The 5347-nt window shown below is 52.0% G+C and carries 2 tRNA genes and 3 rRNA genes; all 5 read right to left on the bottom strand.

The annotated features are described in order from the left end of the window. Nucleotides 1-41: 41 nt before the first annotated feature. The 5 genes from rrf to FVB32_RS17630 all read right to left on the bottom strand — a co-directional run bounded on the left by rrf (nucleotide 42) and on the right by FVB32_RS17630 (nucleotide 5178). Nucleotides 42-153: ribosomal RNA gene (gene rrf, locus FVB32_RS17650) — 5S ribosomal RNA — on the bottom strand. Between the two features lie 116 nt (nucleotides 154-269). Beyond that, nucleotides 270-3094 (bottom strand): 23S ribosomal RNA (locus tag FVB32_RS17645). Nucleotides 3095-3280: 186 nt separating this feature from the next. Further along, nucleotides 3281-3354, bottom strand: a tRNA-Ala gene (locus tag FVB32_RS17640). Between the two features lie 135 nt (nucleotides 3355-3489). After that, nucleotides 3490-3563, bottom strand: a tRNA-Ile gene (locus FVB32_RS17635). 91 nt (nucleotides 3564-3654) lie between these two features. After that, nucleotides 3655-5178 (bottom strand): 16S ribosomal RNA (locus tag FVB32_RS17630). Together the 16S, 23S and 5S rRNA genes with 2 tRNA genes alongside form the textbook arrangement of a ribosomal RNA operon. Nucleotides 5179-5347 lie beyond the last annotated feature (169 nt).

Here is a 5347-nt window from a genome sequence, read left to right as displayed (position 1 = left end):
AACAAAAAAAACGCCCTTTACGTGATGTAAAGGGCGTTCAAGGAAGGCGGCGACCTACTCTCCCACTTGGTATAGCAGTACCATCGGCGCAAACGGGCTTAACTTCCCTGTTCGGAATGGAAAGGGGTGGGCCCCGTCGCCATGGCCACCTAGATCTTCAATATCTTAAATGTTCATGTATGACATAATAATGGGACGGTGCACTTGGCGACCGATCAAAAAAGAAACAAAAAATGTACTTGGATACCATAAAGAACTGCCGAGGGGCAGTGCGCAAGCATACGGGCAATTAGTACCACTCGGCTGCGTACATCGCTGCACTTCCACCTATGGCCTATCAACGTGGTCATCTCCCACGGCCCTTTAAAGAGATCCCATCTTGTGGCGGGTTTCGCGCTTATATGCTTTCAGCGCTTATCCCGTCCCGACTTAGCTACCCAGCGGTGCTCCTGGCGGAACAACTGGTGCACCAGCGGTCAGTCCGGCCCGGTCCTCTCGTACTAGGGCCAGCGCCACTCAAATCTCTAACGCCCGCAGTAGATAGAGACCGAACTGTCTCACGACGTTCTGAACCCAGCTCGCGTGCCACTTTAATGGGCGAACAGCCCAACCCTTGGGACCTTCTCCAGCCCCAGGATGTGACGAGCCGACATCGAGGTGCCAAACCCCCCCGTCGATATGAGCTCTTGGGGGAGATCAGCCTGTTATCCCCGGCGTACCTTTTATCCTTTGAGCGATGGCCCTTCCATGCGGAACCACCGGATCACTATGCTCTAGTTTCCTACCTGATCGACCTGTATGTCTCTCAGTCAAGCGCCCTTGTGCCATTGCACTCTGCACACGATTGCCAACCGTATTGAGGGCACCTTTAGAAGCCTCCGTTACTCTTTTGGAGGCGACCACCCCAGTCAAACTACCCACCACGCACTGTTCCTTCCAAAGAAGGTTAGGCTTCAGACAAGCAAAGGCTGGTATTTCAACAATGACTCCACCACACCTGGCGATGCAGCTTCAAAGTCTCCCAGCTATCCTACACATTGCTTGACCGAAGTCAATACGAAGCTATAGTAAAGGTGCACGGGGTCTTTTCGTCCCACTGCGGGTAACCGGCATCTTCACCGATACTACAATTTCACCGAGCTCATGGTTGAGACAGTGTCCAGATCGTTGCACCATTCGTGCAGGTCGGAACTTACCCGACAAGGAATTTCGCTACCTTAGGACCGTTATAGTTACGGCCGCCGTTTACCGGGGCTTCAGTTCAATGCTTCACCTTACGGATAACATCTCCCTTTAACCTTCCGGCACCGGGCAGGTGTCAGGCCCTATACTTCATCTTTCGATTTGGCAGAGCCCTGTGTTTTTGATAAACAGTCGCCTGGACCTATTCACTGCGGCCCCCCAAAGGGGGCGACCCTTCTCCCGAAGTTACGGGTCTATTTTGCCTAGTTCCTTAACCATGAATCTCTCGAGCGCCTTAGAATACTCATCCCGACCACCTGTGTCGGTTTACGGTACGGGCCGCAATACTCGCTTTTCTTGGAGGCACCTACGCTGGATTATCACCGCGGCCGTGGCCTTGGTGTACTATCCCCGAAGGTTCAACGTGCTATTCCGTCAGCACGCACCAACTCCGGTGCCCCGTCACTTTTATCGTATTGCGGGTAGCGGAATATTAACCGCTTGTCCATCCACTGCCCCTTTCGGGTTCGTGTTAGGTCCCGACTGACCCCCGGCTGATTAGCATAGCCGGGGAAACCTTGGTCTTTCGGCGTGTGGGTTTCTCGCCCACATTATCGTTACTTATGCCTACATTTTCGTTTCCATACGCTCCACGGGACCTCGCAGGCCCGCTTCAACGCAGAATGGAATGCTCCCCTACCCCTTACAGTAAACTGTAAAGCCATAGCTTCGGTGGTGTGCTTATGCCCGATCATTATCCATGCGGAACCGCTCGACCAGTGAGCTGTTACGCACTCTTTAAATGAATGGCTGCTTCCAAGCCAACATCCTGGCTGTCTATGCAGTTCCACCGCGTTTTGTCAACTTAGCACACACTTGGGGACCTTAGCTGATGGTCCGGGTTCTTTCCCTCTCGGACATGGACCTTAGCACCCATGCCCTCACTGCCCTGAAACATTATATAGCATTCGGAGTTTGTCAGGAATTGGTAGGCGGTGAAGCCCCCGCATCCAATCAGTAGCTCTACCTCTATATAACTATCAGAACGCTGCACCTAAATGCATTTCGGGGAGTACGAGCTATTTCCGAGCTTGATTGGCCTTTCACCCCTACCCACAGGTCATCCCAAGACTTTTCAACGTCAACGGGTTCGGTCCTCCACTGTGTGTTACCACAGCTTCAACCTGCCCATGGGTAGATCGCACGGTTTCGCGTCTACTACTACTGACTCTGGCGCCCTGTTCAGACTCGCTTTCGCTACGGCTGCGCACCTGAAGTGCTTAACCTTGCCAGTAAAAGTAACTCGTAGGCTCATTATGCAAAAGGCACGCCGTCACATGTAAACATGCTCCGACCGCTTGTAGGCGTATGGTTTCAGGGTCTCTTTCACTCCGTTATTCACGGTTCTTTTCACCTTTCCCTCACGGTACTGGTTCACTATCGGTCTCTCAGGAGTATTTAGTCTTGGCGGATGGTCCCGCCGGATTCATACAGGGTTTCACGTGCCCCGCACTACTCAGGATACCACTATCTTTAACGCAACTTGCCTGTACCGGGCTATCACCGTCTACGGCCCCTCTTTCCAAAGGGTTCCAGTTCGCCAACGCAAAGAATGTCGTGGTCCTACAACCCCAATGTTGCCGGAACAACATTGGTTTGGACTAATCCGATTTCGCTCGCCACTACTCTCGGAATCACTTTTGTTTTCTCTTCCTCCGCCTACTTAGATGTTTCAGTTCAGCGGGTTTGCCTCCTTTCGGATACTATGCCTTCAACATAGTGGGTTGCCCCATTCGGATATCCGCGGATCAATTCTCGTGTGCAGATCCCCGCGGCTTTTCGCAGCTTATCACGTCCTTCTTCGCCTCTGAGAGCCCAGGCATCCCCCATACGCCCTTCTTTTGCTTGTCGCACTTGTGCATAAAGCACAAATGCCCTCGTAATCCTTTATTATATTCTATTCTACTTCGTGTTTCTTATTTGACTTCGCCATGATGGTATAAACCATCACGCTCCGTCCCAATATGTCAATGAACTTGTGCCGAGTCGGCACCGACAAAAACAAAAATGTCCCGTCGGGCCTACTTTATTGGCCTTGTGGAGAATATCGGAGTCGAACCGATGACCTCCTGCGTGCAAGGCAGGCGCTCTAGCCAGCTGAGCTAATCCCCCGTTTGAGTCGCTAGTCGCCAGTTGATAGTTGCCAGTATAAACTATAACTTAACTCCTATTCTTAACGTGAACGCCAACTTCCAGAATTTCCTTCAATATCTAATGAACGTCAACAGCCAGAAGACTGCCCCTTCGTAGTCTCAGGCAGACTCGAACTGCCGACCTCTACATTATCAGTGTAGCGCTCTAACCAGCTGAGCTATGAGACTCTTTGGTGAACATATTATAAGACAGCATAAAAGAAAAACAAGGACCACCCCGATGAAAGGACGGGACATTGTCCGGTCGTCTTTTCTCTAGAAAGGAGGTGTTCCAGCCGCACCTTCCGGTACGGCTACCTTGTTACGACTTAGCCCTAGTTACCGATTTTGCCCTAGGCCGCTCCTTACGGTGACGGACTTCAGGCACTCCCGGCTTCCATGGCTTGACGGGCGGTGTGTACAAGGCCCGGGAACGTATTCACCGGATCATGGCTGATATCCGATTACTAGCGATTCCAGCTTCACGGGGTCGAGTTGCAGACCCCGATCCGAACTGTGACCGGCTTTATAGATCCGCGCCCACTTGCGTGGTGGCTTCCCTCTGTACCGGCCATTGTAGCACGTGTGTGGCCCAGGACGTAAGGGCCGTGATGATTTGACGTCGTCCCCACCTTCCTCACGGTTTGCACCGGCAGTCCCGTTAGAGTCCCCATCTTTACATGCTGGCAACTAACGGTAGGGGTTGCGCTCGTTATAGGACTTAACCTGACACCTCACGGCACGAGCTGACGACAACCATGCAGCACCTTGTAATATGTCCGAAGAAAAGTCTATCTCTAAACCTGTCATACTACATTTAAGCCCTGGTAAGGTTCCTCGCGTATCATCGAATTAAACCACATGCTCCACCGCTTGTGCGGGCCCCCGTCAATTCCTTTGAGTTTCATTCTTGCGAACGTACTCCCCAGGTGGGATACTTATCACTTTCGCTTGGCCGCCGAGACCGAGGTCCCGACAGCTAGTATCCATCGTTTACGGCGTGGACTACCGGGGTATCTAATCCCGTTCGCTACCCACGCTTTCGTCCATCAGCGTCAGTACGTTGTTAGTGACCTGCCTTCGCGATCGGTGTTCTATGTGATATCTATGCATTTCACCGCTACACCACATGTTCCGGCCACTCCACAACGACTCAAGACCACCAGTATCAAAGGCAATTCTACAGTTGAGCTGCAGACTTTCACCCCTGACTTAATGGCCCGCCTACGGACCCTTTAAACCCAATGATTCCGGATAACGCTCGGACCCTCCGTATTACCGCGGCTGCTGGCACGGAGTTAGCCGGTCCTTATTCTTACGGTACCGTCAAACGCCTACACGTAGGCGCGTTTCTTCCCGTATAAAAGCAGTTTACAACCCATAGGGCAGTCATCCTGCACGCGGCATGGCTGGATCAGGCTCCCGCCCATTGTCCAATATTCCTCACTGCTGCCTCCCGTAGGAGTCTGGTCCGTGTCTCAGTACCAGTGTGGGGGATCCCCCTCTCAGGGCCCCTAACCATCGTAGTTATGGTGAGCCGTTACCCCACCATCTGACTAATGGTACGCATGGCCATCCCTGTCCGATAAATCTTTAATCGGGGCGACATGTGTCGTCCCGATACCATGGGGCATTAATCCAAATTTCTCTGGGCTATTCCCCTGACAGGGGCAGGTTCCATACGCGTTCCGCACCCGTGCGCCGGTCGTCGGCAGAGTGCAAGCACTCCCCGTTACCCCTCGACTTGCATGTGTTAGGCCTGCCGCTAGCGTTCATCCTGAGCCAGGATCAAACTCTTCATTGTCTATCGTTAAATATCTATTCAACTCCCTTAAACAATACCCAAGTCCCTGCATCAAAATGGTTCTTTGTTATTCTCTTTTACGCTGTCTATACAATATGTCAAATGAACTTCTTAAATCTAAAAAAGAAAAAAAATGGCCACTATGAAACGACCCCTCTTATACCCTTTT

Origin of the sequence: Flagellimonas hymeniacidonis (assembly GCF_008040165.1) — a bacterium.
Classification (GTDB): Bacteria; Bacteroidota; Bacteroidia; order Flavobacteriales; family Flavobacteriaceae; genus Flagellimonas; species Flagellimonas hymeniacidonis.
This window is presented reverse-complemented; position numbering and strand designations above follow the sequence as displayed.